31 protein-coding genes are annotated in these 26653 nt (G+C 45.1%); 9 read left to right on the top strand and 22 right to left on the bottom strand.

Annotated elements, in window-relative coordinates:
* On the bottom strand, window positions 1–75 hold a 75-nt coding region (locus CJU60_RS02510; RefSeq protein WP_095712835.1), incomplete at its 3' end, for a protein usd.
* A 223-nt stretch (window positions 76–298) separates the two neighbouring features.
* Here CJU60_RS02510 and CJU60_RS02505 point away from each other — a divergent pair.
* Both CJU60_RS02505 and CJU60_RS02500 read left to right on the top strand, forming a co-directional pair.
* Complete coding sequence (locus CJU60_RS02505) at window positions 299–712, top strand: MarR family winged helix-turn-helix transcriptional regulator (protein ID WP_095712831.1); 414 nt, start codon at window positions 299–301, stop codon at window positions 710–712.
* Window positions 713–732: 20 nt separating this feature from the next.
* Window positions 733–1929: an MFS transporter gene (locus tag CJU60_RS02500; RefSeq protein WP_044159669.1), complete on the top strand. Its 1197-nt coding sequence runs from the start codon at window positions 733–735 to the stop codon at window positions 1927–1929.
* A gap of 90 nt (window positions 1930–2019) precedes the next feature.
* On the opposite strand, the gene CJU60_RS02495 is transcribed toward CJU60_RS02500, so the two are convergent.
* From CJU60_RS02495 to CJU60_RS02475, 5 genes are all read right to left on the bottom strand, one after another.
* The gene (locus CJU60_RS02495) at window positions 2020–3429 is read right to left on the bottom strand and encodes a right-handed parallel beta-helix repeat-containing protein (RefSeq protein WP_095712830.1); all 1410 of its coding nucleotides are present in this window, start codon (window positions 3427–3429) and stop codon (window positions 2020–2022) included.
* 95 nt (window positions 3430–3524) lie between these two features.
* The gene (gene pucI, locus CJU60_RS02490) at window positions 3525–4997 is read right to left on the bottom strand and encodes an allantoin permease (RefSeq protein ID WP_095712834.1); all 1473 of its coding nucleotides are present in this window, start codon (window positions 4995–4997) and stop codon (window positions 3525–3527) included.
* 181 nt (window positions 4998–5178) lie between these two features.
* Window positions 5179–6540, bottom strand: coding sequence for an MFS transporter (locus tag CJU60_RS02485; protein WP_095712829.1), 1362 nt, complete (start codon window positions 6538–6540; stop codon window positions 5179–5181).
* Window positions 6537–7103, bottom strand: coding sequence for a hydrolase (locus tag CJU60_RS02480; protein ID WP_024123125.1), 567 nt, complete (start codon window positions 7101–7103; stop codon window positions 6537–6539). The genes CJU60_RS02485 and CJU60_RS02480 overlap by 4 nt, the downstream gene beginning before the upstream one ends.
* 188 nt (window positions 7104–7291) lie before the next feature.
* Window positions 7292–7759, bottom strand: coding sequence for a hypothetical protein (locus tag CJU60_RS02475; protein WP_095712828.1), 468 nt, complete (start codon window positions 7757–7759; stop codon window positions 7292–7294).
* A gap of 281 nt (window positions 7760–8040) precedes the next feature.
* Here CJU60_RS02475 and amtB point away from each other — a divergent pair, with 281 nt between their 5' ends.
* From amtB to bcrC, 3 genes are all read left to right on the top strand, one after another.
* A complete protein-coding gene (amtB, locus tag CJU60_RS02470) occupies window positions 8041–9255 on the top strand; it encodes an ammonium transporter AmtB (RefSeq protein WP_024123127.1) in 1215 nt (404 codons plus the stop codon).
* Window positions 9256–9266: 11 nt separating this feature from the next.
* On the top strand, window positions 9267–9617 hold the full coding sequence (locus tag CJU60_RS02465) for a P-II family nitrogen regulator (RefSeq protein ID WP_010332189.1): 351 nt from the start codon (window positions 9267–9269) through the stop codon (window positions 9615–9617).
* A gap of 182 nt (window positions 9618–9799) precedes the next feature.
* Entirely contained in the window at window positions 9800–10381 is a 582-nt protein-coding gene (gene bcrC, locus CJU60_RS02460) for an undecaprenyl-diphosphate phosphatase BcrC (protein WP_024123128.1), read from the top strand.
* 36 nt (window positions 10382–10417) lie between these two features.
* Here the strand turns inward: bcrC and CJU60_RS02455 are convergent, their stop codons facing one another.
* The gene (locus tag CJU60_RS02455) at window positions 10418–10840 is read right to left on the bottom strand and encodes a VanZ family protein (RefSeq protein WP_095712827.1); all 423 of its coding nucleotides are present in this window, start codon (window positions 10838–10840) and stop codon (window positions 10418–10420) included.
* Window positions 10841–10949: 109 nt separating this feature from the next.
* Complete coding sequence (gene spoIIQ / locus CJU60_RS02450) at window positions 10950–11822, bottom strand: stage II sporulation protein SpoIIQ (RefSeq protein WP_024123130.1); 873 nt, start codon at window positions 11820–11822, stop codon at window positions 10950–10952.
* A 134-nt stretch (window positions 11823–11956) separates the two neighbouring features.
* Here spoIIQ and CJU60_RS02445 point away from each other — a divergent pair, with 134 nt between their 5' ends.
* Window positions 11957–12454: a GNAT family N-acetyltransferase gene (locus CJU60_RS02445; protein ID WP_024123131.1), complete on the top strand. Its 498-nt coding sequence runs from the start codon at window positions 11957–11959 to the stop codon at window positions 12452–12454.
* Window positions 12451–12969, top strand: coding sequence for a DUF5362 family protein (locus CJU60_RS02440; RefSeq protein WP_024123132.1), 519 nt, complete (start codon window positions 12451–12453; stop codon window positions 12967–12969). Before CJU60_RS02445 ends, CJU60_RS02440 begins: the two co-directional genes overlap by 4 nt.
* 27 nt (window positions 12970–12996) lie before the next feature.
* Here CJU60_RS02440 and CJU60_RS02435 read toward each other — a convergent pair whose 3' ends face one another.
* The gene (locus CJU60_RS02435; RefSeq protein ID WP_024123133.1) at window positions 12997–13434 is read right to left on the bottom strand and encodes a DUF5392 family protein; all 438 of its coding nucleotides are present in this window, start codon (window positions 13432–13434) and stop codon (window positions 12997–12999) included.
* A 243-nt stretch (window positions 13435–13677) separates the two neighbouring features.
* Between CJU60_RS02435 and cls the strand changes: the two genes are divergently transcribed.
* Together cls and CJU60_RS02425 are read left to right on the top strand one after the other, a co-directional pair.
* Window positions 13678–15126, top strand: a complete 1449-nt coding sequence (gene cls, locus CJU60_RS02430; RefSeq protein WP_024123134.1) for a cardiolipin synthase — start codon at window positions 13678–13680, stop codon at window positions 15124–15126.
* A gap of 297 nt (window positions 15127–15423) precedes the next feature.
* Window positions 15424–15813, top strand: a complete 390-nt coding sequence (locus tag CJU60_RS02425; protein WP_095712826.1) for a DUF5362 family protein — start codon at window positions 15424–15426, stop codon at window positions 15811–15813.
* A gap of 37 nt (window positions 15814–15850) precedes the next feature.
* Here CJU60_RS02425 and CJU60_RS02420 read toward each other — a convergent pair whose 3' ends face one another.
* The 13 genes from CJU60_RS02420 to CJU60_RS02360 all read right to left on the bottom strand — a co-directional run bounded on the left by CJU60_RS02420 (window position 15851) and on the right by CJU60_RS02360 (window position 26560).
* Window positions 15851–16492: an NAD(P)-dependent oxidoreductase gene (locus CJU60_RS02420; RefSeq protein WP_095712825.1), complete on the bottom strand. Its 642-nt coding sequence runs from the start codon at window positions 16490–16492 to the stop codon at window positions 15851–15853.
* A gap of 67 nt (window positions 16493–16559) precedes the next feature.
* Window positions 16560–16961 carry an Rrf2 family transcriptional regulator gene (locus tag CJU60_RS02415; protein WP_095712824.1) on the bottom strand — a complete coding sequence of 134 codons (402 nt, stop codon included), beginning with the start codon at window positions 16959–16961 and terminating at the stop codon, window positions 16560–16562.
* A gap of 133 nt (window positions 16962–17094) precedes the next feature.
* Window positions 17095–18804, bottom strand: a complete 1710-nt coding sequence (ureC, locus tag CJU60_RS02410; protein WP_024123138.1) for an urease subunit alpha — start codon at window positions 18802–18804, stop codon at window positions 17095–17097.
* A complete protein-coding gene (ureB, locus tag CJU60_RS02405; RefSeq protein WP_024123139.1) occupies window positions 18801–19175 on the bottom strand; it encodes an urease subunit beta in 375 nt (124 codons plus the stop codon). Before ureB ends, ureC begins: the two co-directional genes overlap by 4 nt.
* Window positions 19172–19489, bottom strand: coding sequence for an urease subunit gamma (ureA, locus tag CJU60_RS02400; protein ID WP_024123140.1), 318 nt, complete (start codon window positions 19487–19489; stop codon window positions 19172–19174). The genes ureB and ureA overlap by 4 nt, the downstream gene beginning before the upstream one ends.
* A 101-nt stretch (window positions 19490–19590) precedes the next feature.
* Entirely contained in the window at window positions 19591–20292 is a 702-nt protein-coding gene (urtE, locus tag CJU60_RS02395; RefSeq protein WP_095712823.1) for an urea ABC transporter ATP-binding subunit UrtE, read from the bottom strand.
* Complete coding sequence (gene urtD, locus CJU60_RS02390) at window positions 20289–21038, bottom strand: urea ABC transporter ATP-binding protein UrtD (RefSeq protein ID WP_095712822.1); 750 nt, start codon at window positions 21036–21038, stop codon at window positions 20289–20291. The genes urtE and urtD overlap by 4 nt, the downstream gene beginning before the upstream one ends.
* Window positions 21013–22083: an urea ABC transporter permease subunit UrtC gene (gene urtC, locus CJU60_RS02385; RefSeq protein WP_095712821.1), complete on the bottom strand. Its 1071-nt coding sequence runs from the start codon at window positions 22081–22083 to the stop codon at window positions 21013–21015. The genes urtD and urtC overlap by 26 nt, the downstream gene beginning before the upstream one ends.
* Window positions 22084–22094: 11 nt before the next feature.
* A complete protein-coding gene (urtB, locus tag CJU60_RS02380; protein ID WP_095712820.1) occupies window positions 22095–22997 on the bottom strand; it encodes an urea ABC transporter permease subunit UrtB in 903 nt (300 codons plus the stop codon).
* Between the two features lie 32 nt (window positions 22998–23029).
* Window positions 23030–24286, bottom strand: a complete 1257-nt coding sequence (gene urtA / locus CJU60_RS02375; protein ID WP_095712819.1) for an urea ABC transporter substrate-binding protein — start codon at window positions 24284–24286, stop codon at window positions 23030–23032.
* A 200-nt stretch (window positions 24287–24486) separates the two neighbouring features.
* Window positions 24487–24675, bottom strand: coding sequence for a stress response protein CsbD (locus CJU60_RS02370; protein ID WP_024123146.1), 189 nt, complete (start codon window positions 24673–24675; stop codon window positions 24487–24489).
* Window positions 24676–24748: 73 nt separating this feature from the next.
* On the bottom strand, window positions 24749–25228 hold the full coding sequence (locus CJU60_RS02365) for a hypothetical protein (RefSeq protein WP_024123147.1): 480 nt from the start codon (window positions 25226–25228) through the stop codon (window positions 24749–24751).
* 198 nt (window positions 25229–25426) lie between these two features.
* Window positions 25427–26560 carry a response regulator aspartate phosphatase gene (locus tag CJU60_RS02360; protein ID WP_059353697.1) on the bottom strand — a complete coding sequence of 378 codons (1134 nt, stop codon included), beginning with the start codon at window positions 26558–26560 and terminating at the stop codon, window positions 25427–25429.
* Window positions 26561–26653: the final 93 nt, after the last annotated feature.

Raw genomic sequence — 26653 nt, 5'->3', positions numbered from 1 at the left:
ATTCTGTAAAGAGTCATTCATTATGCAGCTTCTTTGTTGTATGATTTTAAAAGTAAGTTTGTGAAATATGCCCACGATCCCTCACCTCAAACACTCTCTTTGTTAGGTTTGTAACAGTGTATTAGCATTCTTGTGGGAATATGCTAAAAACTCAATAAGGACAAGGGGTGAAACGAACTTTTCAACTTCCGCTAATTATTTCGCGTCACTAAATTTATATCTTTACATCCTTTCATCGCTCCTGTAAAATGAAAAAAGCAATTAGTTACTTAGGTAAGTTTTTTAGAAGGAGACCGAAATGACCTACGTCAACAGACACCTCATTCATCAAATCAACCAAAGCGCCCGCCTGATTGCCAAAAAAGCCAATGAACAGCTGGAGCCATTCGGCCTTTACTCATCTCAATGGTCAGTTTTATATTGTTTGCGTACGATCGGACCAATGACTCAAAAGGAGATTTGGTCCTATTTAAATGTGGAAGCGCCAACCGTGACCCGGACGATCAAACGCCTTGAAGAAAACGGCTGGGTACAGAGACGGCAAGGTGAAGACAAACGGGAAAAACTCGTTGTCCTCACAAAAGAAGCAGAGAAAAAATACGAAGAAATCAATGTGAAAATGCTTAAATTTGAGGAAGAACTGCTTGCAGATTTCCGTGATGAAGATAAAGAAGCGTTTTCTCATTTATTTCGTTTGTTTTTACAACAATGAATTAAGGAAGTGACATACATTTGAAAAAGTCTGAACCGATTTGGACCAAAGATTTTATTATGGTCGTTCTCGTGAACTTGTTTGTTTTTGTGTTCTTTTATACATTTTTAACTGTTCTGCCTATCTATATGATGCAGGAGCTGGGAGGTACTGAATCTCAGGGAGGGCTGTTGATCAGTCTGTTCTTGTTATCCGCCATTTTCACACGTCCTTTTTCAGGAGCTATTATAGAACGGTTTGGGAAAAAGAGAATGGCGATTGTATCGATGGCGATTTTTGCCCTTTCGTCTTTTCTTTACCTGCCAATCCATAACTTCTATCTGCTGCTTGGATTGCGGTTCTTCCAAGGAATCTGGTTCAGTATTTTAACCACTGTAACCGGCGCGATCGCAGCTGATATCATTCCAGTTAAACGCCGCGGCGAAGGGCTTGGATACTTTGCCATGTCTATGAACCTCGCAATGGCTATCGGTCCGTTTCTCGGATTGAGCCTGGTGAAAATTGTGCCTTTCTCTGTCTTCTTTACAATTTTTGCAGTGTTTATGATTGTCGGGCTGTTTGTTACATTACTCATTAAAGTGCCAAACAGCATCAGCAGCGGAACGACTGTATTCCGCTTCTCTCTGTCGGATATGTTTGAAAAAGGCGCGCTTAAGATTGCGATTGTAGGGTTGTTTATATCATTCTGTTATTCAACAGTTACGGCATTTTTGTCCGTTTTTGCTAAGTCTATTGATCTATTAAATGTCAGCGGATACTTCTTTGTATGCTTTGCCGTTACGATGATGGTCGCGCGTCCGTTTACAGGCAAACTGTTCGACAAAGTCGGACCGGGGATTGTGATTTACCCTTCAATCCTGATTTTCTCTGTCGGACTTTGCATGCTTGCCTTTACGCACAGCAGCTGGATGCTGCTATTATCCGGAGCGGTGATCGGGCTCGGATACGGCTCAATCGTGCCGTGCATGCAAACGCTGGCGATACAAAATTCACCGGCACACCGTTCAGGATTTGCGACAGCGACGTTCTTTACGTTCTTTGACAGCGGAATTGCCGCTGGATCGTATGTGTTCGGATTATTCGTTGCTTCCGCAGGCTTCTCATCTATTTACTTAACAGCGGGTCTATTTGTTCTGATTTCTCTTCTCCTCTATGCATGGAGCCAGAAAAAAACGGCTGTCGCCGAACCTGAAGGAAAAGTGTCGATTGCAGAATAGCTTGTCAGACTGCCGGAGTTTGCCGGCAGTCTTTTTTTGCATAAAAAAACGGCATTCTGCTCCGTTGAACGGAATAGAATGCCGCTTCTTTCATGATTCAATAATCGGACGCGCAGGTGAATCCGGATCTAATGTAAAATCAAAAGACTCTTCGTCACGATACATCGGATCTGCATAAATAGAACCGACATCATTTTTCGTTGCTTTTTGATAAGATGAAAACGAGTCGTATTCAGTCTTTTTCCACATCCATAAGCCGTCCTTACCTGCTTCCTTATGGTAAACGTTATGATTGACTGTATTTCCTTCATTGGTTTTAAATTCGTTGGTAATAAACAGCCTTGAATCACTTGCCGTCATGATGTTCTTTTCTATTACGTTGTTTTTTGTATCGTGCTGCAGCAATAGCTGTCCGCCATACAGCTCTTTTGTATCGTTGCGGAAAATAATGTTGTGAGCAATCACAGAACCGGTGGTGCCGCCACGCTCTTTGTCATATCCGCCGATTGAAATACCCGTGTACGCATTCTGGTACACTTTGTTGTCGGTAATGTTTATATCCTCAGCATATTTTCCTTTGTGCTCAGAGGTTGCTTCAATACCGATATCATTTCTGTAAACCGTGTTTTTCCTTATGTCAATATTGCGTCCTCCGTCGACATATATTCCGCCCGCTGAGTACTCATCTCCATAAGCGGGATTTCCGAAAGTTGAATGATGATAGACAGTATTGTTTTCTACGACGCCGTTTCGAACATAATCGTTTTGATCTGCCGTTCCTTCATATCCGATAAGATCGATGCCAATATTGTTATTATCACGGACCAAATTGCCTGCAACCGTAAAGCCGTCAATGTTTCCGTTCAGCACAACCGCTTCACTCGCTCCGAGTGTCAGCTTTTCAACGGTATTATCCGTAATCTTAATGTCTTTCATGCTTCCCGTCCCATAAACCGCAATTCCGTGGGCATTGCCCTCGTCCGCCGTTGTTTTTATATTCTCAACATGATTATCCTTAATCGTGATATGGCTGCTGGATCCAGTCACATAAATTCCCATGGCGGTTGCTTCTTCAGATGAAACAGAGAGATTCTCAATCGTTAAACCGCTGATTGTGATGTAATGTTTATTGTCTATGCGGATTAACGGCGTTTCATATTCTGCGCTCGTCATCGATTTCCCGGTAATGATTGCTTTCTCGTTCTGATAGCTTCGAAACGTGATAGGCTTTCCATCCGCGCCGCTATGCTTCACATCAAGCGGTTCATCATACGTGCCTTCCCGGATGATTACGGTTGTTCCGGCAACAGCTTCCTTAGCGGCATGCGCAAGTGTACGAAATGGCTTTGTTTTCGTCCCTTCATTTTGATCATTGCCGTCAGGAGAAACATATAAGCAGTTCACTGAGTCTTGTTCATTTGCTGCCGTCTTATCATAGGTTAAAGCGATAATAACAGCAGTTAAAACGGCTGCCGCAGAAATAAAAAATGATATTTTCATATTGGATTCTCATTTCTATTTAGAATGGATTTTCTTATATCATTATAAGTTATCCATTTATGGAAAACCATCTCAAATTTCACCTGCATAAGTTCTTATTCAGCTCGACGCACCTGCCCAGAATCATACTTTCCAATAGCCGATGATATCGGCGGGTGAATCCGCATCAGAGCAATATAGACAAGAAATGATGTCAGCACACCTACAAACCATGAGATGTCATATAAGCCTTTTAATGCGGGGACATACATTCCGATTAATGAGATCAGTGCGCCTAAAAGCGTGGCTGCAAATGCCCGGTAGTTATACCCTTTAAAATACACATACCGTCCGGTTTCGGAATAAAGGTCATCAACCGAAAGCTCCCGCTTGCGAATGATAAAGTAATCAGCCATCATGACGCCCGCCACCGGACCGAGCATGCCGCCGATTAAACCGAGAAACGCATAAACGCTGGTTGCGCTCTCCATGAGCTTCCACGGAACCGTAAATAAAGCGAGCAGGGCTGTAATAAAGCTGCCTCGTTTAAAATTAATATATTTCGGCAAAGCATTCGCAATATCATAAGCCGGAGAGACGATGTTTGCTGCGACATTAACTGATATGGTGGCAATACAGAGTGTAATCACAGATAATACGATGACATAAGGATTATCAAACCTCGCTAAAATATCAACCACGTCCCAAATCGGTTCGCCGAAAGCAACCTGCGAACCGGAGGTCACCGTAATACTGGCAAACGCAAATAATGCGAAGGTTCCCGGCAAGCCGTAAAACTGGCCTTTAATCTGCTCTTTTTGCGTTTCAGCAAACCGTGTAAAATCAGGTATGTTTAAAATTAACGTCGCCCAAATGCCGATAATGCCGGTGACTCCGGCAGCAAACGGCCAAAATGTTTCTGAAAACGTATGAAATTTTCCAGGCTGCGAATAGATGGGCCCGAGTCCTCCGGCTATATCGACCGCCCACCATACCATGCCGCCAAACACCACATATACTAAAGGACCTGCCCATACCTCGAAACGCTTAATTGATTCCATGCCGTGATGCAATACGAGTAAATGCACAGCCCAAAAGAATACGAAAGAGAGGAAACCAGACAAGTGAATGCCTAGAATATTCCACTCCCCGCCAATCTCTCCCCAGCCGGGCCACATATTTAACAGCAAAATGTTCAGCGCCGTGCTTCCGGCAAAGGTTTGAATGCCAAGCCACATAATGGCTGTAAAAGCCCTCAGAAGCGCCGGAATGTTTGCGCCGTAAATTCCATATGAAGCCCGGATAATCACAGGAAACGGCAGCCCGTATTTTGTCCCTGCATGCCCGTTTAAGGCGAGTGCGCCAAACAAAATAAGCGAGGCCGTAATAATGATCGCCATCACCTGCCACGGTGAAAGCCCGATTGCAATTAATCCGCCCACTGTCGCGTAGGTCGGTATATTATGTATGCACCCCATCCAAATCGAGGCAAAGTTCATTGCTTTCCACGTGCGTTTTTCCTGCCCTAAAGGCAGCAGATCCTCATTGCTCAGCCTGTTTGATTGCTGCTGACTCTCTTTTAACTCCATAGCCGGCTCCCCTTTCAGCATTGTCTATCTTCCGTTATATGTATTGTTTTCTAACATCATATGTTACGTAATATAACTGAAAAGTCAGACAAATACATTGGCTATGATACACAATCCTTTTATTCATTTTTGAGCATCCTAAACAAGAAAAAGAGACAGACTCGCATATCTGTCTCTTTTCTCATGTTCTTGTTTTCATTAAGGCGGTGAATCTCAAAGCCATAAAGAGACTCAATGCGCCTACAGCAATAAGGATCATTCCCATGATATCAAAATGAGCCGCTGTAATCTCTTTACCGAACAGAAGGCCCAGAATCACGGAGGATAAAATTGAGCCGAGGTAACGGCAGGTTTGGAACAGGCCCGAGGTGGTTCCCACCATGTCTGAAGGGCTCGTTTTCAGCATCGCCGCCTGAAGCGCCACGTTTCCAAGTCCGTAACCGATGCCGAGAAGCGACAGGATCAAGCCTTTCCCGATGACCGGAACGCTGATAAAAAAGACCGTTAAGAGTACAGCGCCAGCCGTCATCAGAAGCGCCCCCGCCAAAATCGGCTTGATGACTCCCGATCGGTCAATCCACTTGCCTGTAATGGGCGATACAGCGATGCTCATTCCTGACATGAACAGCATAAACAGACCGCTCGTTTGGACAGAAAGATGCATTTCATCCTGAAAATAACTCGGCAGGCCGAAAAATAAACAGTAGAAGAATACATTGAGTAAAATAAACTGAACGTATACCGCTGACAGGCTTCGCTGCGTTTTAAACAAACGGACATCAATAAACGGCTTCTCCGTTTTCAGCTCACGCCAGATAAATGCGACAAGCAGAATGACACCAATCACACCTTCTGACGCATGCGGGGATGTGCTGAATGAAAGCAAAAAGGACAGGAGCAAAATGATCCCGCCGGCAAACAAAAGGATTCCCGGAACATCTAGCTGCCGGATAACCGCTCTGATCCCCACCCCTTTTTTCTGATCCTTCGGGAACATATACATCCCGAATAGGAAGCTGAGGATAATAAACGGCAGATTGACGATAAAAATCGCCGGCCAGCCGCCCCAGACAATCAAAAAGCCGCCGACTGTCGGCCCCAGCGCCGTCATTGCAGATGCAAATATGGACAGCACCGCCATGGCTGAAGCCTGGCGCTCATGTATGTGATTTCGTATCAGCCCGACTCCCGACGGATAAATCGCACTGCTCCCCACCGATTGAAACAGCCGCATGACCAATAATGTCATAAAGGTTGGCGCAAACGGCGCCCCGATGGCGGAAACCGCCACAAGAATAAGCCCGAATAAAAACAAACTTTTGCGCCCAATCAAATCACCAAGCTTTCCCGTCACGGGCTGGGCAACAGCACTCGCCAAATAGAAAGAGGAGATCAGCCAGGAAACCGTTGTAAATGACAGGTGAAACTCATGCTGGATACTGTGGAGCGCCAGAGAAATCATAGACGAGTTCAGCGGATTCAGCATCGTTCCTGAAGCTACCGCTGTTAAAAAGACAGCACGGCTCTTTTTTGATATTTTCATTTCACTTGTGATAAAAATTCTTCTGTTGTCCGCGATTTGCCGATTCTCGGAAAAATAAAGCGCAGTGTCGCTTCATGCTCTTCCTCACTGAACGTGGACATCGCGTCAGTAATAAAAATCTGCTGATAGCCAAGCTGAAAGGCCTCGCGAGCCGTACTTTCCACTCCGATATTTGTGGCAATGCCGCATAGTACAATGGTATCAATGCCGCGGCGTCTCAGCTGCAAATCTAAGTCCGTGCCGAAAAACGCGCCCCACTGGCGTTTGGTCACTGTGTAATCTCCGTCCTGCACACCGATTTCCGGAACAAATTCCGCCCAGTCCGCCGGCATTTCACCTGAACCTCCCTGCGCCTGTTCATCCGTTTCCGGCTTTAGCGCATCCGCTCCGTCATGGAAGGCAACATTCACAAAGCTGATAAAGCCGTTATGTTTCCGGAATTCATCAACAAGTTTTTTCGCATTCGGGACAACCTGTCCGCTTTTGTCTATTGGCACAATTCCTTTTTGCAGATCAATGATAACCAATGCTGTGTTTTGAAAATCAATGGTAAGTGTGTTCATTTTGCGTTTCCTCCTGATGCTGGTTAGTGTTTCTCACATCCCATATTTTACTCTTCACTTCACATGAATTCTTGCATGACGCTTGTGAAGTTCTCAGGAGAAGCGCTTATCTCACGATTTTTCTTTTATATAAAAATAAAAGGTGGTGCATACAAACATACCGGCAAGCACTGCGATCATAAAAGGTGTCATAGCTTCGTCACCTGCCTGCCGTTAATCGGCTGCTGATTAAACATGCCCATAAATTTGCGGCGGTCAATCCAAAGCAGAATCAAACACATGATCATTAATATCGTACTGAGATCCTGCACGCCAATATCAAAACAATAGTTAATCATGACGATGTTCACAATAATCGGCATAAATACAACGGCACCTAACGCAGATGTTCTTGGAATCAACAGCAAAACTGCAGCAATGATTTCTCCAAAGCCTATAAATACTTCATAGACATGAGAATAACCAAAAAATGTCCACGCAATTGTAAATCCCTTTCCCTTTCCCACCGCAGCTGCAATTTCAGGTGTTGCTCCCCCAAACTGCCCCATGACCACTTTCGCCAGGCCGTACACAACAAAATTAAAGGCCAAAAACAACCGGAATGTCGCCGGAATGGACTTTCTTAACGCTCTCAGCAGCCTGCTGCCTTTATTCATATCGCATCCCCCTTAATGTATTATATCAACTAGTACACTTAATACACTATATATAATTCTATTTATTGTCAATTCCCTTTTTTCTCATAAAAACAGAATTATTTTATAGACATAAAGTCTTGTATGGCAAATAGCGTTTTTTCTTTCTTCGCCCGCATCGATAACACACACTAAAAAACATGTTAGGAAATCTCACATGAAAATGTTTTATCATTCTTTTTTCTCTATAATGAAGAAATATCATAATTGCTTTTATTCTGAAAGATACGGAGGAATGAGACATGCAAATGGGCGATACAGTATTTATGTTCTTTTGCGCTTTACTCGTGTGGCTGATGACCCCGGGGTTAGCGTTATTTTATGGAGGAATGGTAAAAAGCAAAAATGTGCTGAGTACAGCAATGCACAGTTTCTCTTCCATCGCCATCGTTTCCATCGTTTGGGTGCTGTTCGGATATACCCTTGCCTTCGCACCAGGCAATTCAATCATTGGCGGACTGGAGTGGGCAGGTCTGAAGGGGGTCGGATTTGATCCGGGTGATTACAGCGACACGATTCCCCATTCATTATTTATGATGTTCCAAATGACGTTCGCGGTTCTGACAACTGCTATCATTTCCGGGGCTTTCGCAGAGCGGATGCGATTCGGCGCTTTTCTTTTATTCTCGGTTTTATGGGTTTCATTGGTTTACACGCCGGTTGCTCACTGGGTATGGGGCGGAGGCTGGATCGGCCAGCTTGGCGCACTTGATTTCGCGGGCGGAAACGTTGTTCATATTTCTTCCGGGGTGGCCGGCCTTGTTCTGGCTATCGTGCTCGGCAAACGGAAAGACGGCACAGCGTCTTCTCCGCATAACCTCATTTACACCTTCTTGGGAGGCGCCCTGATTTGGTTCGGCTGGTTCGGTTTTAACGTCGGCAGCGCCCTGACATTAAACGATGTGGCCATGTACGCCTTTATTAATACAAACACGGCAGCTGCAGCGGGGATTGCCGGCTGGATATTGGTTGAATGGATCATCAATAAAAAACCGACAATGCTCGGCGCGGTATCAGGAGCGATCGCAGGACTTGTGGCCATTACGCCGGCGGCCGGGTTTGTCACACCGTTTTCTTCTATTATCATTGGCATCATTGGCGGAGCGGTTTGTTTCTGGGGGGTCTTCTCGCTGAAACAGAAATTCGGATATGATGACGCACTTGACGCCTTTGGCCTGCACGGCATCGGCGGCACATGGGGCGGCATCGCGACAGGATTGTTCGCAACAACTTCAGTCAACTCCGCTGGTGCAGATGGTTTATTCTACGGGGATGCAAGTTTAATCTGGAAACAAATTGTAGCGATCGCCGCAACTTATGTTTTTGTATTTATTGTCACATTCGTTATTATTAAAATTGTAGGCCTCTTCCTTCCCCTACGCGCAACCGAAGAAGAAGAATCACTCGGGCTTGATTTAACAATGCACGGGGAAAAAGCATATCAAGATTCTATGTGAGGAGTGACGCTATGAGCGGTCAAATGTTCAAGGTAGAAATTGTAACGCGTCCGGCAAATTTTGAAAAGCTGAAGCAGGAACTCGGAAAAATCGGAGTCACCTCTCTGACCTTCTCCAATGTTCACGGCTGCGGGCTTCAAAAAGCACATACGGAGCTTTATCGAGGGGTAAAAATAGAAAGCAATGTATATGAACGGTTAAAAATCGAAATCGTGGTCAGCAAGGTTCCTGTTGATCAAGTAACTGAGACCGCTAAGCGGGTTCTGAAAACGGGATCACCGGGTGACGGTAAAATCTTTGTCTATGAAATCGGCAATACGATTAATATCCGCACCGGCGAAGAAGGACCTGAAGCGCTGTAATATCGTTAAGAGATTCGGACACTCCGGATCTCTTTTTTTGCGAACAGAAAAAACCCCCAGAAACCGTGGTACCCATTCGAATCCTCTTCAAGCACCATGATTTCAGACAATCTCTATTTTTATTTGAAACTTTTTCTGAGTAAGATGAGTCTACTTAATATAAAAATGTAAAAGGTGATTATTTGAATTACGAAATATTTAAAGCTATCCATGGATTATCTCATCACAATTCTGTTCTCGATTCCATTATGGTTTTCATAACGGAATACGCGATCGTTGCCTATGCGCTTATCTTATTGGTGATGTGGCTGTTCGGGAACACACAAAGCAGAAAGAACGTGCTTTACGCAGGAATTACAGGAATTGCGGGTCTTGTGATTAATTTCTTGATTACACAAGTTTATGTTGAACCACGCCCTTTCGTCGCTCACACAGTGCATACGCTGATTCCGCACGATGCGGATGCTTCTTTTCCGAGTGACCACACAACGGGAGCGCTAGCCATTTCGATCGCAATGCTTTTCAGAAACCGTAAAATCGGCTGGCCGCTCGTCATCTTCGGGCTTTTGACCGGTTTTTCACGAATTTGGGTGGGACATCACTATCCTGTAGATGTGTTGGGCAGTCTTGTTGTCGCGATCATTATCGGGTTCCTGTTCTTTAGATTTTCAGATCTTCTTCGCCCGTTCGTTGATTTCATCGTTCGAATCTATGAAGCGATTATCAACAAGATTACGAAAAAACCAACCGATCAAAATTTCTAAGCAAAAAAGCCGGCCTCTGAATGCAGAGCGCCGGCTTTAATATTTTTCATACACCTCATGTTTATTCCGCTTTGCGATAACAAATAAACCAAGAAACAGGGCAATCCCAACACTGTCAATGAGCACATCCCGGATACAGCCGTTTCTGCTGAAGAAAAGCTGAATGATTTCCGTAAAAACGGCAAACACAAATGCTCCGGCCGAGGCCCATTTTATACAGCTCCATTGCTTCCAGAGCAAATATGTCAGCACCAAAAAAGAAAACGCGTGCCCGATTTTTTGAATCACAGCTACAGGCGTGGTCAGCTGAGTAAAATCCATGTCTAAAAATCGGTTTAGATCAGGATGCGGATGAAAGTGAAATGCCACTGTCTGCGACATCACCATATCACTGAAGCTTTCTGTACAGACAGAGAGTAAAATGAAGAAGATCCAGCCTGCGAGTAATAGACGATGCATAAAAACAGCCTCCTTTCCAGCGGCATCTTGTGCATGTAAATACATAGACGGCACAGTGAAACAAAAAGTAACAAAAAAACGCCTATCACACCGATAGACGTTTTCTTCATTAGGACTGTTCAGTGCCTTCTGTTGTGCTGCTTTCTTTGGAACCTGATTTGTCAGTTGAATCATCCGTTTTGTCCTCGGATTTTTCGTCAGTTCCTTTTTCAGTCGAACCATCCTTTTTTTCTGATGATTGCTGAATGGATTCTTCTGTTTCCTCAGTTGCAGCTTTTTCTTCTGCAGCTGCCGCTTTTTCAATAGAAGAAACCGGCTTGTCCATAAAGTTCAGCGGGTTCATAGCAACTCCGTCTTTACGGATTTCAAAGTGTACGTGGTTGCCGCTTTCTTCGCTGTAAAGGTTCTTGCCAGACTTTCCGATGACCTGGTTTTGCTTCACCTTGTCGCCTTGCTCAACACCTACTTCAGAAAGTGATTGATACACAGTAGATAACCCATCAGCATGTTCGATTTCCACAACATATCCCAGCACTGGATCTTTTTCAGCTTTCACAACCGTACCGCTTAGAGAAGCAGAAACATCGAAATCTTTTCCGTCTTTCTCAGCTAAGTCAATTCCTTTGCTTAGGCTGTACGTGTTATTATAGGTAACGAGTGCTGCTTCTTTTTCTTCTTTTGCGGCATCAGTTTCATAGAACTTTTTCACAACAGAAACGTTTTCAGAATCAACAACCGGCATTGCGACATTTTCCATAGACTTTCCTACTTCAACTGCATCGTCGTTGTTGTCATACGCGGAGCTTCCGCCGTTATCAGCTAACTGATCCTTTACCTCATCATTTGATACAGATTGATACCAAAGGACAGCTGTTAAAATGACGGCCGCACTGACTAAGTAAATTGCAGGGAACACCCAGCGTTTACGAAAAAACTGCTGAAGTTTTTTGACTTGAGAAGTTTTCTTTTCTTCCTCTCTCATTGTTTCATCACCTCAGCAACATTCTGAACACTTTTCTGAAAATATATACATCGATATAAAAAACTTTTTTAGATATAGTTTGTGCAGGCTGATAAGAAAATATGTAATTTTTTTGAGAGGAGAACAAGATACGTATGAACTTAACATTACGTCTTGCTGAAAAAAAGGATATAGAAGCGGTTGTAGCGATTTATAACTCTACGATTGCCTCGCGAATGGTAACAGCCGATACTGAACCGGTAACTCCGGAAGACCGGATGGCATGGTTTTTGGGACATACAGACGAACGGCCGCTGTATGTTGCTGAGGATGAAAACGGGGACGTGGCTGCATGGATCAGCTTCGAAAGATTTTACGGCAGGCCTGCTTATAATAAAACAGCCGAGATCAGCATATACATTCATGAATCATGCCGCGGCAAAGGCGCCGGAACGCATTTGCTTCAGGAAGCGCTCCGCATCGCGCCGGAGCTTGGCATCCGCTCGCTTATGGCCTTCATTTTCGGACATAATAAGCCTAGCCTGAAGCTGTTTGAAAAGCACGGTTTCAAGGAATGGGGGTTATTCCCCGGCATTGCCGAAATGGACGGCAAGCGATATGACTTAAAAATATTAGGGAGAGAGCTATCATGATTAGTCTTGATAAAGATGAAAACCATATTGAAAATCATCACGAAGAAAACAGCGTGACCGAGCAGGAGAACAACAGCACAGAGGGCGAAAAACGAGAACTGAGCGCTGCTGCCGTCAAATCGCTTTCAGACATTGCAAAGTGGGGCAAAATAACAGGAATTCTTTTGATTGTCATGGGCGCGCTGGCTGCCCTGTCGGCTTTAATGACAGTCATAGGCGCTATTCCAGGCGTTCTGCTCATTATTTCAGGCGTATTTCTGATGCGGTCAGCAAAATCAGCAAAAGAGGCGAGCGGAAATCTGACCGGCAGTGCGGGTGAAAGCATGCTGGAGAACTACGGGAAATTTATCAAAATGCAATTATTCTACGCTGCATCAAGTATCGCCGCAGGCCTTATCGGAATCATACTGCTTATTTTCTTCCTCGTATTTGTCGGCATCGCCGCTTTTGAGGATATGGATACGTATGAAGACCCGGATTCCTATTATTATGAAGATGAGCCCGTATTTGAATAAAAAGAGCTGACCCATGTCAGCTCTTTTTTAATACAGCATTTTCTTGCGTCTGTCTTCTTCAGTCAAAAACTCAACAAAGCTCCGCATCGCAAACGGTTCTTCCTTGATCTGGCGCGTATACGTGTTTTTGCGCTCTTCTGAAAGAATTTCGCTCTTTTTGATTCTGTTCAGCATATAAATATGAACGGTCTTTTGAATTTGTTTATGCTGATAGCCCGCTTCTTTAAAAAATGCTAATCCAAGTGCAGCAAGAAGCGCAAAAAGTCCGGCGCTGATCAGAGACTCTCTGTCTGCTGAAGCATGAAAAAGGAAAGCAGCCAAATTAAAGAGAGAGAATGCAGCAAGCGGAACAGCAAGAAAACGGTAAATGACAGTTTTCTTCATTAAAGGCTGTACAGCCTTTTGAATTTTTTGCATTTCTGTTTTAATGAACCCCGGCATTTGTTCAATTCTGTAAAAGTTCATGTAATTCTCCCCCTTTATTTGATTTTGCAAGGCTTCACGAACGTTATCATATGAGGTTATTTTAACGCAGGTGCAAGCTGGTTTTAAAGAAATCTGCCCGTGTTTTTCGCGAAGAATCTGGATCAACACACTTTATTCTTTTAAAAAGTCAGTGTTATAATTTGTAATGGGAATCAGATTGCTGTTATTCATGGAATACTAATGGCAATCTTCTTGATAAATATGAATTAGCGGGGTTACAAAGTGAGTATTTCTTCCATCCTTTTGTCACTTTTTTTCATTTTGAATATTCTTTTGGCCATCATTGTCATATTCAAAGAACGGCGCGATGCCAGTGCATCATGGGCTTGGCTGCTTGTTCTTTTCTTTATTCCCGTTTTAGGCTTTATTTTATACCTATTATTCGGTCATAATCTCAGACGCAAGCATTTGTTTCAATGGGAGGATCGCAAGAAAATCGGCATCGAAAAGCTGCTGCAGCATCAGCTTGAAGAATTAGAAAACAGGCAATTTCAGTTCAACAACCGGGCAACCTTTGATAATAAGGATTTAATATATATGCTCATCATGAATAATCACGCTGTCTTTACAGAGGATAATTCAGTTGATGTCATAACAGACGGACGTGATAAGTTTCAGCGGCTTTTACATGACATATCAAAGGCAAAGGATCATATCCATCTACAATATTATATTTACAAAGGTGATGAATTAGGAAAAAAATTGCGGGACGCCCTCATTCAAAAAGCGAAAGAAGGTGTTCAGGTCAGGGTTTTGTATGATGAGCTCGGGTCCAGAACGCTGCGCAAAAAGTTTTTTAAAGAACTGCGTGAGGCCGGCGGGCATGTGGAGGTCTTTTTCCCTTCAAAGCTCAGGCCGATTAACCTTCGGCTGAATTACCGCAACCACCGAAAGCTTGTTATCATAGACGGCATAACCGGTTATGTCGGAGGGTTTAATGTCGGGGATGAATATCTCGGGCTCAATCCGAAGTTCGGCTATTGGCGAGATACCCATATTCGATTGCAGGGAACGGCCGTTCACGCCATTCAGACACGATTCATCCTTGACTGGAACCAAGCTTCACATCATCATACGCTCACCTATATCCCGAACCACTTTCCCGATTGCAGCCCAAAGGGAAACGTCGGGATGCAGATTGTTACGAGCGGGCCCGATTCCGAATGGGAACAAATTAAAAATGGCTACATCAAAATGATTTCAAACGCCAAGCGGAACATTTTGATACAAACACCTTATTTTATTCCGGACGCAAGCCTGCTGGATGCATTGAGGATCGCGTGCCTGTCAGGCATTGATGTCAACATTATGATACCGAACAAGCCTGATCATGCTTTTGTATACTGGGCCACGCTTTCGTATATCGGGGATCTTTTAAAAGCCGGAGCCACCGTCTATATTTACGATAATGGTTTTATCCATGCGAAAACAATCGTTGTGGATGACGAAATTGCATCAGTCGGGACAGCGAATATCGACGTCCGAAGCTTCAGGCTGAATTTTGAGGTTAATGCATTTATTTATGATATCAACATTGCCAAAAAACTGGTTTCTACATTTAAAGAAGATTTGCTTGTATCCAGAAAATACACCTACGAGGAATATCAGCAGCGGTCATTATGGATCCGCATCAAGGAATCCGTGTCACGGCTGCTGTCGCCGATTTTATAAGATGTGCCAATCCCCCCGGCCTTTATGGCCGGGGCTTTTCAGCATGGTCATAATCTATCATCACGCACCCCGTAAAAACGCGCGTGACCTTTCTCATATAGCGTGCAACCGTAATAAAAAATCACTAATATGATCACGGAATTTATCAACAGCGGCTTGCACCTCCGGATCGTCAGGCCAAACCCCATTCACACCGCGGCAAAATCAATTCATTATTTCTATTTCTTTATACAAAACTTCTCACAAATAGTGTATAAAAGAAAAGTGAGTATTTTTTTGTAAAGGGGACCCGTGTCAATGAATCCGGAAACGGTCAACAAAACCCTCATCAGTATTTCAAAATGGGGAAAAGCAACAGGCATCTTATTTATTATTATGGGTGCTTTTACTGCGCTTTCAGGCGCGTTCTTTTTTCTTATCGGCGCAGTGCCGGGCGTACTGCAAATCATTTCAGGCATCTTTTTGATGCGGTCAGCAAAAGAAGCAGGCTTAATGGCTGAAAAGCATAGCGGGCAATCTGAGGATTTAATGCTGGAGAACTATGCGAAATTTGTAAAGATGCAAGGGATTTATTTAATCGTGAGCATCGCTGTATCGATTCTGGCGATCATCGCATTCTTCATCTTTCTAATGCTTGGAATTGCCGACGGCATATTCAGCGATTATAATACGTACAGCACCTATTAATTAGAAAAACCCGGAGCATCCTCCGGGTTTTTTCTTGTTATTCCGCTTCGCTTACTACTGTGAAGCGTTCATTTTTGTGTGACGGATGTTCAAGCTCATCCAAAACAGCAATCGCATAATCGGCATAGCTGATATAACTGTCGCCTTTTGCGTTTACGATCACATTGTCTTTTCCTTTTTGGTAAGATCCCGTCCGCTTTCCTGCCGGATCAAAAAACGCCGCCGGGCTGAGGAACGTCCAGGAAATAGAGTCTGCCTTTTGCAGGTCTTTCAGGTTCTCTCCTTGATTTGATGCAGTCGGAAGATATTCTTTCGGGAATTCCGGTGTATCCATTAAACGTGTTGTTTTGGCTTCATCAACAAACAGGCTTCCCGCTCCGCCGACGACAAACAATCTTGTATGTTTTGCATCCTTTAGCAGGCTGATTAATGTTCTGCCTGCTTCAACATGAAGATGTTCCTGGCCAGGCGCAGCTCCAAAAGCGTTAACGAGTGCATCGAAAGGCTTGAGATCTTCTGCCGTCAGTTCAAAAACATCTTTCTCCAAAATCGCTGTATTCTGATCCTGCACTTTAGATGCATTTCGGACAATGGCAGTTACCTCGTGACCTCTTTCCTTCGCTTCTTTCAAAATCAGACTTCCCGCTTTTCCGCTTGCACCGATAATTCCTATTTTCATTTTTGATTTCCTCCTTATTTGTAACAATTTTAGTTACATGTTAGTGGTGAGAAGTCATCCCTTTTGATCAAAAGAGATGATTCATTACATCTTTTAATGACTTGCTTGCCAGCTCATTTTCCATCGCTTTTTGCACACTATCAAATGTCTCATCCAGCGCGCACTGAATTTTTTTGCCTACCGGACACTTCGGGTTCGGGTTTTCATGAACCGCAAATAGTTCCTCTTGGTTTTGAACAGCTCGATATACTTCTAAAAGAGAAATATCAGCCGGATCTTTTTTGAGGCTCGCGCCCGGCACCCCGGCGCGTGATGTGAGAATATCGCCCTTTTTCAGCAGGCTGATCATCCTTCTTACAACAACCGGGTTGGTGTTGACACTGTCAGCGATGATTTCCGAAGACGCTTTTTCATCCATCGAAATGAGCGATAAAATATGAATGGCAACAGCAAGACGGCTGTTAATCATGTTTTTTCACCACCGTTGTAACTATAATAGTTACATTTAATTCATTTGTCAACATATAATATACACTAAATTTGCGCTTCTTGCGCATCCGTTTAGTCAATAAAACGGCCGGATGCACTCCGGCCGTGTCTTGTCAGAATAAGAAATATCGCTGTCCCAGCGGAACATAATCGACAGGCTGGCAGGACAATTCTTCTCCGTCAGCAAAGACCTGATACGTTTTCGGATCGACTTCAATCTTCGGCAAAGCAGCATTTAATTTCATATCCAGCTTGCTCAGCTTGCGGATGTTTTTCACAGGAGAAATTCTTTTTTCCAGCCCTAACCTTTCCGCCACACCCCTTTCAATGCCCGCCTGGGACATAAACGTGACGGAAGTTGAGCGGTTGGCTTTACCATAGGAAGCATACATTTGGCGCATGAACACAGGCTCCGGAGTCGGGATAGACGCGTTTGGATCCCCCATTTGCGCGCGTGCTATCATGCCGCCCTTTAAGACCAATTCCGGTTTCACGCCGAAAAATACAGGATCCCACAGGACAAGGTCAGCGAGCTTTCCTTTTTCTACAGAACCGACTTCATGGCTGAGGCCGTGAGTAATTGCCGGATTAATCGTATATTTGGCAATGTAGCGTTTCGCACGTACGTTATCGTTTCCGTTTTCTCCAATGAGAGCGCCGCGCTGTTTTTTCATTTTGTCAGCCACCTGCCAAGTGCGGATAATGACTTCGCCAACCCGCCCCATCGCTTGGGAATCCGATGATGTCATGCTGATCGCGCCGATATCATGGAGAATGTCCTCTGCCGCAATCGTCGCAGCCCTGATTCTGGAATGGCTGAACGCCACGTCCTCGGGCACCTTCGCATCTAAATGGTGACAGACCATCATCATGTCAAGGTGCTCATCCATCGTATTGACGGTGTAAGGGATTGTCGGCGTTGTGGATGACGGCAGAATGTTCGCGTAAGAGGCGAGCTTCATAATATCCGGAGCGTGGCCCCCGCCTGCTCCTTCAATGTGATATGTATGAATCACCCGGTCTCCGATTGCGTCGAGCGTGTTTTCCAGGAAGCCCGCTTCATTGATCGTATCCGTATGGATTGCGACTTGAATATCGGCTTCATCCACAACTTCCATACACGTTTTGATAGCGCTTGGCGTCGTGCCCCAGTCTTCATGAAGCTTCAGGCCGATGGCGCCGGCTTCCACCTGTTCGATCAGCGGCGCTTTATCGGATGCGTTCCCTTTTCCTAAGAAGCCGACATTGATCGGGAATTCCTCGGCCGCTTCCAGCATCCTTGCCATATACCATGCACCTGACGTACATGTTGTCGCTTTGCTTCCTGTAGCAGGTCCCGTTCCGCCTCCAAGAAGAGTCGTGACTCCTGAAGAAAGCGCAACTTCCATCTGCTGAGGACAAATAAAGTGAATGTGCGTATCCACTCCTCCAGCCGTTAAAATTTTGCCTTCACCGGAGATCACCTCTGTACCCGCACCAATGACCATATGCGGATCGACCCCGTCCATGATATCGGGGTTGCCGCTTTTTCCGACACCCACGATCCGGCCGTCCTTTACACCGACATCTGCTTTGACAATGCCTGTGTAATCCAATAACACGACGTTGGTGATCACCAAATCCAAAGCGCCGTCTTTTCCTGTAATGCTGCCGTTTTGGCCCATGCCGTCACGGATCGTTTTTCCGCCTCCAAAGATCATTTCTTCACCATAAACAGTGAAGTCCTTTTCGACTTCGATCCATAAGTCCGTATCGCCCAATCTGATTTTATCGCCCGTTGTCGGACCAAACAGCTCCGCGTATTGCTCCCGTGACATTTTCATCGAATCACACCCTCCATCCAGCCGGCTTTCTTTAAGTTGGCTAACGTTTTTTCTTTCCCGCGTTCATCGATATACGTATCGGCCATTCCGTTCAGTCCTCTTACTGTTTTTCGTCCGCTGAATTCAACAAGCGTGACCGTTTTCTCCTCACCTGGCTCAAAACGGACCGATGTGCCTGACGGAATGTCGATACGCATGCCGATGGCTTGTTCGCGGTCAAACGATAGCGCACCATTGGCTTCCGCAAAATGAAAATGTGAACCGACCTGAATGGAACGTGATCCGGTGTTTTTCACCGCTATCTCCCGTGTCTGGCGGCCTTCGTTAATCGTAATGGTCCCTTCAGCAATCTGAAATGCTCCCGGCTTCATGACTTCACCTCCGCAGAAATCGGCTGGTGTACTGTGACAAGCTTCACTCCGTCAGGGAATGTAGCTTCCACCTGAATGCTGTCCAGCATCTCAGGCACGCCCTCCATGACATCTTTTTCAGTCAATACATGGCGGCCGGCTTCCATCAGCTCCGCCACTCCCTTTCCGTCACGCGCGCCTTCCATGATAAAACAGGTGAGATAAGCGGCAGCCTCGGGATAGTTCAGCAGAACGCCGCGCGCCTTTCGCTGTTTGGCTAATTCTCCCGCTGCAAAAATGAGCAATTTCTCTTGTTCAACCGGTGTCAGTTTCATCTTAGGTCCTCCTTATTATCGTCATTCATAAAGCGGATTGCGTTACATGAATCTCCGGAACGATGCAGGCGGGCCATCACCTCCCTTTCTCAGGATGCTGATTATACGGTGAGATGCCTTTCAAAACGGCGAGCCGTTTCATCGTCAGCCTTTCCGTGAGCGACGACCGTTCCCCTGTCCATGACGTAAAGATAATCAGCGCACGTTAAGGCGTTCTCTAAGCTGTGTTCCACCAAAACAATTGCAGTCTCTTCTTTTCTGGAAATTTCTAAGATGACTTTTTGAATCAATTCCACGATAGAGGGCTGAATTCCTTCCATTGGTTCATCAAGTAAAATAATTTTTGGATTTCCCATCAGCGCTCTGGCAATCGCAAGCTGCTGCTGCTGTCCTCCGCTTAAATCGCCGCCTTTCCGGTCGAGCATGTCCTTCAAAACAGGAAACCAATGAAAAATCTCTTCCTTGATCCGCCCTCTCCGCTCCTTCTTAGGAAGCGGTTCTTCTCCGAGCAAAAGATTGTCACGAACGGTTAAAGCGGGGAAGATGTCTCTCCCTTGGGGCACGTACGCAATTCCAGCTCTTGCCCGTTTTTCCGTCTTTTCGTTTTGAACAAACGTTTGATGAAAACGGATCTGCCCCTGTTTGGCCGGGATCAGGCCGATGATCGTTTTCAGCAAAGTGGATTTGCCGACTCCGTTTCGGCCTAATACAGCGACGATCTGCCCGGGGCGGACCTCCATGCTGAGGTTATGCAAAACCATGGATTGATCATAACCGGATGTCACATTACTGACTGCTATCATGACGCTCCGCTCCTTCCTAAATACACCGCTGCCACCTCTTCATTGCTTGTAATCTCATCCATCGATCCTTCACAAAGCACTCTCCCTTCATGCATCACCGTGACTTTTCTGGAAAACGAGCGGACAAACTCCATATCGTGCTCCACAATTAAAACGGAACACGTTTTGGCAATCTCCTCAAGGAGAGCCCCGGTTTTATCACGCTCTTTTCCCGTCATACCGGCGATCGGTTCATCCAGCAGCAAAAGCTTCGGCTCCATGGCGAGCTGCATGCCGATTTCGAGCCATTGTTTCTGCCCGTGTGACAGGCTGCCGGCTGTTAGATCCCGTTTATCATCTAACCCAATCAGCTGCAGAATGTCTATGATCCTGTCACTTTGCTGTTTTGTCATGCGCGCTGTCAGCAGTGAAAGGATCGTTTTTTTCTGTTTCATGGCAAGCTCGAGGTTTTCAAACACCGTCAGCTGCGTAAAGACACTCGGAGCCTGAAACTTTCTGGCGACGCCCATTTTCGCGATCTGATATTCCGGAACCTTTGTCAGTTCAGCCGTTTCCTGAAACACAATCTCGCCCGAATGCGGCTTTGTTTTCCCGCAAATGATATCCAGCATGGTTGTTTTCCCGGCGCCATTCGGCCCAATCAAAAAGTGAATATCATGTTCCTGTACACTGATATCTGCCCCCTGCAGCGCCCAAAACCCGTCAAACTGAACCTTCACGTCACGGCAGATAAGTATCGGTTTCATATGCAGCCGCTCCTTTCTTTTTAGAGAAGGAAAGCTGGGTTCCAAGCTTTTCAAACAGTCCGACAATCCCTCTTGGCAAGTAAAGCACGACGATCATAAACAGCGCACCGAGGAAATACAGCCAAATGTCGGGATAATATTCGCTTAAATAGCTTTTCATGCCGTTCGTTAACAGCGCGCCCAGCACAGCTCCGAAAATGGAGTGCCTGCCGCCGATCGCCACCCACAGCACCATTTCCACTGAAGGGATGATGCCCATCATTTCCGGCGAGATCATCCCGTCCTGAAGCACAAACAGCATCCCGGCAATTCCCGCCATCGCAGCGGACACACAGTAAATAAACACTTTAAAAACGGTGGAATGATAACCGAAAAAACGCACCCTGTTCTCTCCGTCGCGAACCGCCTGCAAAAGCCGGCCAAAGCGGCTTCTCGTAAGAAACAAAGCGAACACAACAGTAAGGCCGAGAAAAAAGACTGTGGCAAAATACAGGATCTGCTTCAAGGCAGGATCAGCCAGAGAATATTGAAAAATCGTATAGAAGCTGGTAAGTCCATTGGTGCCGCCGGTGATTTCCTGGCTGCCGATAAACAGTGTGACCACCACAACGATGACAGCCTGTGATATCAAAGAGAAATAAACTCCCTTTATATTGTTGCGGAACGTAAAATAACCGAGCAGAAACGCCAGTAGCACAGGCACAGCGACAGCCGCCGCAATTGCAGCGAAAGGGTGCCTGAACAAAGCCCAGATCCACGGCAGTTCGCTGACACCCGCCCACTCCATAAAATCAGGAATGCCGGACGGTGAGGCTTCTATTTTTAAATACATCGCCATGCAGTAGGCGCCCAATCCGAAAAAAACGCCGTGCCCCAAGCTCAAAATGCCTGTATATCCCCAAATCAGGCAAATGCCGACCGCCACAATCGCAAAGCATAAAAACTTCGCCAACAGCCCCAATCGAAACTCCTGAAGAAAGAACGGAGCGGCGATAAAAAGGGCAAACATCACAAAATACGGACTGAATTGCGAAAACCGCTTCATCCGGCACCCCCCTAATCAAGTAATCTCGTTCTGACGCTTGCGAGACCCGAAGGCCGCCATTGCAGAAAGAGAATAATAAACGCAAACACCACAACCTTGGCTATGGTGGCGCTTGTCGAATACTCTACAAATGTGCTGAGTAATCCCACCATCACAGCCCCGATAATTGTTCCTTTTAATTTTCTGATCCCGCCTAAAATGACGATCATAAAAGCATCGACCAGATAAGACGAACCGAGAGTAGGCCCGATTGACCCGAGCAATGTGAGTGAGCTCCCCGCAATACCGGCCAGCCCGCTTCCGAGCGCAAAAGCCAATGTATCTGTTTTTCTCACAGATACACCAAGACAGGATGCCATACTCCGGTTCAGCGTAACCGCCTGCATCCTCCGCCCCGCCGGAGTTTTAAACAAATAGAATCCCAGCAGCGCAAGCGTAAAAAGAACAAGCGCCAAAATAAACAGCCTTTTATATGGAAAGGTGACCGAAAACAGTGTCACTCCTCCCGACAGCCACTCAGGAGACTGAACAGCGACATTCGGCGCGCCAAAAATGGACCTGGCCGTCTGCTGAAGGATCAAGCTTACCCCCCATGTTGCCAAAAGGCTGTCGAGCGGACGGTCATATAATCGCCTGACAATCACTTTTTCAATGACAATGCCAAGCAGTGCCGCAACTGTAAACGACAAGATGACCGCAATAAAAAAGTAATAAGAAAAGAGAGAAGCCGGCAAATAGCTTAAAAACAGCTGCTGAATGACATATGTCGTGTAGGCTCCCGCCATCATCAGCTCACCGTGCGCCATATTCATAATGTTCATCAAACCGAATGTAACGGCCAATCCAATCGCAATGAGAATCAAAATAGAACCGAGACTGATCCCGTTAAATAATTGAGTCACGACGACAGACATGTTCCGCCTCCTCTCCCGCAAACGGCTTTGATTTATTTAGATAACCCCTTTGCCCAGTCGTACGTTTTTAAATACGGATCAGGTTTTACCGGATCACCTGAGTTCCATACTTCTTTAAATTGTCCATCCCCCGTGATTTGCCCGATTCTAACTGTTTTGTAAAGATGCTGTGTATCCCCATCGATTTTCACTGTGCCGCCCGGGGCCTTGAATGCAATCCCGTCAGCCGCTTTCTTCACTTTATCGATCTCAAAGGACTTGGCTTTTTCAACGGCTGCCGCCCAGAGATACACCGCATTATACCCGGCTTCAATCGGATCACTGGTCACCCTGTTATCTCCGTTCTGCTTTTTATAATTCTTCACGAATGTATGATTTTCTGCTGTATTTGTTGTTTGGAAATAATTCCACACCGCATAATGCCCTTTTAACACATCTGTCCCGATCCCCCGAATTTCTTCCTCTGCGACACTCGCCGACATGACAGGAATATCATCAGCTGTCACGCCCGCATCTTTCAGCTGTTTGAAAAATGCCACGTTGCTGTCGCCGTTTAATGTGTTAAAAATTACATCCGGCTGCTTTTCTTTGATTTTGCTGACCAGCGTACTGTAATTCGTGTGGCCGAGCGGCGTATACTCTTCACCGGCAACTTCTCCCCCAGCAGCTTTTACTTGCGCTTTAATGATTTTATTGGCTGTTCTCGGGAACACATAATCCGAGCCGATCAGAAAGAATGTCTTGCCTTTATTCTTCAGCAGCCAATCGACAGCCGGCACGATTTGCTGATTTGTCGTTGCTCCGGTATAAAAAATATGAGGCGATGACTCCATGCCTTCGTATTGCACCGGATAGAACAGCAGCCCGTTATTTTGCTCCACAACCGGGAGCATCGCCTTGCGGCTCGCTGATGTCCACCCTCCGAATACAGCCGCCGCTTTGTCCTGCTGAAGCAGCTTTCTCATTTTTTCGGCATAGGTAGGCCAGTCAGATGCCCCGTCCTCCACGACAGGTTCAAGCTTTTTGCCGAGAACGCCGCCTTTTTGGTTGATTTCATGAATAGCCAGCAGCTCTGCATCATGGACGGATACCTCGCTGATTGCCATTGTCCCGCTTAATGAGTGAAGAATCCCAACCTTCACTGAATCCCCGCTTGTGTCAATTTCAACTGTTTTTTTCGCATCTCCGCTGGCTTCCGACACTTTCTTCGGCGCCGTACATCCCGTGATCAGAATCATGATAAGAAACATCAGAAAGACAGCCTGTATTCTAACCCCTTTGCTTTTCATTCAGAACCTCCTTTGTCTGATTGAGTCAACTGATGTCATAAAAGTTAACAACTTATGTCATTTATTATATAGAACAGGCGCATTACTTTAAAGAATATTTAAAAAATTTAGATACTTTAACCAAATCGATTGTCTTTTTTGTTATATTTATTCACATAAAAAAAAGGCAAGAAACAATGTTTCTTGCCTTGCCGATCTGATTAATCTTTATCTGTGAATTTATCCTTCGCTTCACCGATACCCTTTTGGACCTCGCCTTTTGCCTTATCTTTTTTGCCTTCAGCCTGCATGTCCGTTTTGTCGGTCATATCTCCGACTTTATCCTTCACTTCTCCCTTGGCTTTATTTAAGCCGCCTTTCATTTTATCTTTTACACTATCGTTACCCATGTGTCATTCTCTCCCTTCATTTAAGTGTGTACTTGTTACCTTCCCGATCTGAGCAGCGGTAAACATTTGAATATTATTTATCGATTTCATAACGCTCTCCGTAACGGAGCACCTTGTAGAGCGCCAGCCCGTCAGATGATTTATTTTCTGAGTAACGGACCGGCAGCAGGGCAAAAAACACATAATACGTAGAAAAGTAGACAAACTGATAGAAAAACACATTTGGCTCCAATACACTGTGTATAATGAGCAAATTCACTGCGAAAATGGTTATTAAGTTAAACAGGCAGCCTCCGGCATAAACAAGTGCGTGTGAGAATCGGTTGTCGATCTTCAGCTCACCGTACCGGCAAAACGAATCCATAAAATAAATGGTTCTGACCTGTATCGGCCCAATCTTGAACAGTTTTTTGCCCATCCCGATATCCAATGAACCCTTCCCGCCAAAAACAAAAGCCATAAAGCTGTGTCCGGCAACATGTATAATAGATACAAGCGGCAGAACGATGAGGAAAGACCATAGAAACTTCACCATATCATCAAATCCAAACATTGAATTCCCCCTCACGCTTGTCATAAACAACAACACATATGCACTCCGCCATTTCTCTGTTTCACAAAATCGCGGCTTTCCATTCGTTTGTGTTCAAAAACAGTATGTAGCGATTTTTCCTGTTCTCCACGGAAATAAACGTCCCGATGCTCCCCTTTTTTTGTATAAAAAAACCATCCGGCATCAGATGGTTTCGTCTTACACTTGATATAAACAGTCTTCCTTCAGAATCAGCGCTCTCATGCTGACCGCTTTTTCATAGAAAAACACCGCATCTTTATAGTTTTCATGAAGGCTGGAATATGCAGCCGCATCCAGAGCAAATTCCTCAATATACACATACAGGGACTTGGCTTCCATATAATCAAATACCTCTTGAATCATATCCATATTAACGGATTCCACATATAGAGCCTGCAGAAATTTATATTTTTCCAGACTGAAGCTGTCGTTTCGTTTTCGGGCGATGGCAATCCCTTTTTCATAATAATGCATAGCCGCCTGTTCAGCCTGTTTTTTGAAGAGTACACGCGTTAAGCTGAACAGCGCTTTCGGGAGCTGCTCCAGCTGGTGTTCCTCAAAGACAGGAAGCGCTTTTTCAAAGTATGCAGCCGCCTGGTCCAGTTCTCCTTTTTCATCATAACAGTTCCCCATGTTGTAGAGGGCTGATCCGATCAAGCGGGGCTGTCCTTCCAGTAAAGCCAAACGATAAGCGTCATCGAGATGCTCGAGCGCTTTTTCATAATTTCTGTAGTCTATATAGTTTCCTGATATGACAAAATGGCATTGAATTCTTCTGACCCTGTAAAAATCATGAGCCTTGTAGGTCTCAAGCGCCTGTATCGCATGATTCATGGAAAAGTGGGTCTGCTTCATAATATAAAATACTTCCGCTACTTTAAAATGAAATTCCGCTCTTTCAATATCATCCTCTACAAACGCAAGCATTTTCTCAGCTTTCCGATAGAAAGATATGGCTGAGATGTAATTGTTCTGTTCAAATTCATACATCCCTCTGAACAAATGAAAATAATACTCAGATAATCCCGAGATGCTGTCCTTGCTGCTTTCCAGCCTCTCGATCAATTCACGATATTGGAGCTGAGATTCCTCGTGCAGGTCGGGCTTTACATAATCAAGCATAATTTGATGACGGTAGCTGATCAGCTGATAGTACAACAGAAGCAGCTGATCCTCTTCCATATGTTCTATATCATGATCAATCTCTTCCTTCAGCTGAACGGCATCAGCCACTTGAAATGCTAAAATGTGCTTATACCACTGATTGATTTTCACTCCTACTTGAGATGACGGGATCTCGTAAGCGGCCATGCCTCTCCAACCCTTTCTATGAACTAGTGGTTATATTTTATCATATTGTATGGCTTTAGAATTAAAATTTCTTCCAGTGATTCCTTCTTTTTG

The organism is Bacillus sp. 7705b (assembly GCF_002289525.1).
Classification (GTDB): domain Bacteria; phylum Bacillota; class Bacilli; order Bacillales; family Bacillaceae; genus Bacillus; species Bacillus halotolerans.
The sequence above is the reverse complement of the archived record's forward strand: the minus strand, read 5'-3'. Positions and strand labels throughout refer to the sequence as shown.

What these genes read in the sequence shown, in the direction of transcription:
- CJU60_RS02505 (WP_095712831.1), top strand. Translation starts at nt 299, where the DNA reads ATGACCTACGTCAACAGACACCTCATTCATCAAATCAACCAAAGCGCC.
- CJU60_RS02495 (WP_095712830.1), bottom strand. Translation starts at nt 3,429, where the DNA reads ATGAAAATATCATTTTTTATTTCTGCGGCAGCCGTTTTAACTGCTGTT.
- pucI (WP_095712834.1), bottom strand. Translation starts at nt 4,997, where the DNA reads ATGGAGTTAAAAGAGAGTCAGCAGCAATCAAACAGGCTGAGCAATGAG.
- CJU60_RS02485 (WP_095712829.1), bottom strand. Translation starts at nt 6,540, where the DNA reads ATGAAAATATCAAAAAAGAGCCGTGCTGTCTTTTTAACAGCGGTAGCT.
- CJU60_RS02480 (WP_024123125.1), bottom strand. Translation starts at nt 7,103, where the DNA reads ATGAACACACTTACCATTGATTTTCAAAACACAGCATTGGTTATCATT.
- CJU60_RS02475 (WP_095712828.1), bottom strand. Translation starts at nt 7,759, where the DNA reads ATGAATAAAGGCAGCAGGCTGCTGAGAGCGTTAAGAAAGTCCATTCCG.
- amtB (WP_024123127.1), top strand. Translation starts at nt 8,041, where the DNA reads ATGCAAATGGGCGATACAGTATTTATGTTCTTTTGCGCTTTACTCGTG.
- CJU60_RS02465 (WP_010332189.1), top strand. Translation starts at nt 9,267, where the DNA reads ATGAGCGGTCAAATGTTCAAGGTAGAAATTGTAACGCGTCCGGCAAAT.
- CJU60_RS02455 (WP_095712827.1), bottom strand. Translation starts at nt 10,840, where the DNA reads ATGCATCGTCTATTACTCGCAGGCTGGATCTTCTTCATTTTACTCTCT.
- spoIIQ (WP_024123130.1), bottom strand. Translation starts at nt 11,822, where the DNA reads ATGAGAGAGGAAGAAAAGAAAACTTCTCAAGTCAAAAAACTTCAGCAG.
- CJU60_RS02445 (WP_024123131.1), top strand. Translation starts at nt 11,957, where the DNA reads ATGAACTTAACATTACGTCTTGCTGAAAAAAAGGATATAGAAGCGGTT.
- CJU60_RS02440 (WP_024123132.1), top strand. Translation starts at nt 12,451, where the DNA reads ATGATTAGTCTTGATAAAGATGAAAACCATATTGAAAATCATCACGAA.
- CJU60_RS02435 (WP_024123133.1), bottom strand. Translation starts at nt 13,434, where the DNA reads ATGAACTTTTACAGAATTGAACAAATGCCGGGGTTCATTAAAACAGAA.
- CJU60_RS02425 (WP_095712826.1), top strand. Translation starts at nt 15,424, where the DNA reads ATGAATCCGGAAACGGTCAACAAAACCCTCATCAGTATTTCAAAATGG.
- CJU60_RS02420 (WP_095712825.1), bottom strand. Translation starts at nt 16,492, where the DNA reads ATGAAAATAGGAATTATCGGTGCAAGCGGAAAAGCGGGAAGTCTGATT.
- CJU60_RS02415 (WP_095712824.1), bottom strand. Translation starts at nt 16,961, where the DNA reads ATGATTAACAGCCGTCTTGCTGTTGCCATTCATATTTTATCGCTCATT.
- ureC (WP_024123138.1), bottom strand. Translation starts at nt 18,804, where the DNA reads ATGAAAATGTCACGGGAGCAATACGCGGAGCTGTTTGGTCCGACAACG.
- ureB (WP_024123139.1), bottom strand. Translation starts at nt 19,175, where the DNA reads ATGAAGCCGGGAGCATTTCAGATTGCTGAAGGGACCATTACGATTAAC.
- ureA (WP_024123140.1), bottom strand. Translation starts at nt 19,489, where the DNA reads ATGAAACTGACACCGGTTGAACAAGAGAAATTGCTCATTTTTGCAGCG.
- urtE (WP_095712823.1), bottom strand. Translation starts at nt 20,292, where the DNA reads ATGATAGCAGTCAGTAATGTGACATCCGGTTATGATCAATCCATGGTT.
- urtD (WP_095712822.1), bottom strand. Translation starts at nt 21,038, where the DNA reads ATGAAACCGATACTTATCTGCCGTGACGTGAAGGTTCAGTTTGACGGG.
- urtC (WP_095712821.1), bottom strand. Translation starts at nt 22,083, where the DNA reads ATGAAGCGGTTTTCGCAATTCAGTCCGTATTTTGTGATGTTTGCCCTT.
- urtB (WP_095712820.1), bottom strand. Translation starts at nt 22,997, where the DNA reads ATGTCTGTCGTCGTGACTCAATTATTTAACGGGATCAGTCTCGGTTCT.
- urtA (WP_095712819.1), bottom strand. Translation starts at nt 24,286, where the DNA reads ATGAAAAGCAAAGGGGTTAGAATACAGGCTGTCTTTCTGATGTTTCTT.
- CJU60_RS02370 (WP_024123146.1), bottom strand. Translation starts at nt 24,675, where the DNA reads ATGGGTAACGATAGTGTAAAAGATAAAATGAAAGGCGGCTTAAATAAA.
- CJU60_RS02365 (WP_024123147.1), bottom strand. Translation starts at nt 25,228, where the DNA reads ATGTTTGGATTTGATGATATGGTGAAGTTTCTATGGTCTTTCCTCATC.
- CJU60_RS02360 (WP_059353697.1), bottom strand. Translation starts at nt 26,560, where the DNA reads ATGGCCGCTTACGAGATCCCGTCATCTCAAGTAGGAGTGAAAATCAAT.